1 protein-coding gene is annotated in these 1,172 nt (G+C 60.1%); it reads right to left on the reverse strand.

What is annotated here, in order from left to right:
- Positions 1-170 precede the first annotated feature (170 nt).
- Positions 171-1,172: glutamate ligase domain-containing protein (locus tag PQR02_RS40435; RefSeq protein WP_408243387.1), on the reverse strand; the 1,002-nt coding region annotated here is incomplete at its 5' end.

The raw sequence follows: 1,172 nt of genomic DNA on the forward strand, positions 1-1,172 counted from the left end.
TCCGCTTGCTGTATCGAGCCTTATCAGTTCGAGCGCGACTTCGACAGCTATCTTCCGTTTCGATGTGGCGTCGAGCGTGGCTTCGTTATCGTTGCAGAGGAGCAATTTATCGTCCATGTTCATTCGTCCGGTTCGGTTGAACTGCATTGAATGATGACCGCGGTACTCGTTCAGTCCTCAAGTTCTCTTGCGATCCTCACGCCCCGGGCATCGCGGACAATTTCCATATTCCGGGTCCACTCAAACCCGCCCAGATCGTCAAGCCGAATCCTCATCTGAACCGGCTTCTTGCTGGTTGCCTGCGCGCGTGGCATCTCCGGCTTGAATTGCCCGATCTGTTCCCATGCCCCCGCGTAATCTTCGCTGAGCAACAGAAGCAAATCGCCAGGACGTGCCATCTCGAGCGCTAACTGATTGGCCGTTTGCTCCTCCGCGACGACCTTGATTTGCTGCGGCGGGACACCCGCGATGCGCAGTGCTTCGCGCAACATGTCCGGCACCTCCAGGTGATCGCGCCCGCGCGAGTCGCTGTCCCGATGGCAGATGTATTGGTCGAAGTGCCCGGCTGCAACGCGCCCGATTGCCTGAATGTCCTCGTCGCGGCGATCGCCCGGAACCGTCAGCGAAACGATCTTCCGCTGATCTGGGCCGAGCCGCTCCACCAGGGCGCACATGGTCTGCACGGCTGCCGGGTTATGCGCATAGTCCAATATGACCCTGAACGGATGATCGTCGTAGATGTTCATGCGCCCAGGGGTGCAGGCGAACGAATTATCGAACGTGCGCAGGCCGAGCCGGATGCCCTCGACGTCGACTCCGAGGCCACGGGCAAGCGCCGCGGCGAACATCGCGTTCTGCACATTGTGCAGCGCGAGCCCTTGCACAGTGGCGGGAATCAGATATGTCCACAACAATGGAACGCGACGGCCGCTATCCCACAGCACGATCAGGTGACCGCCGGCTTCTTCCTCCAGCACGAGCGCCGCGCCGCCCGCGCGAATATGCTCGCCGACCAACGGGTGCGCAGCGTTCATCGTGACGTAGCACAGCCGACTTGCATCGGTATGATCCGCCATCTTCATGCACAACGGATCGTCGGCGTTGAGTACGGCCATATCCTTAGCCACTTCGATGATGATGCGCTTGACCTCTGCCATCTGCTCCACGGTTTC

Origin of the sequence: Paraburkholderia sediminicola (assembly GCF_046026895.1) — a bacterium.
Classification (GTDB): domain Bacteria; phylum Pseudomonadota; class Gammaproteobacteria; order Burkholderiales; family Burkholderiaceae; genus Paraburkholderia; species Paraburkholderia sediminicola_C.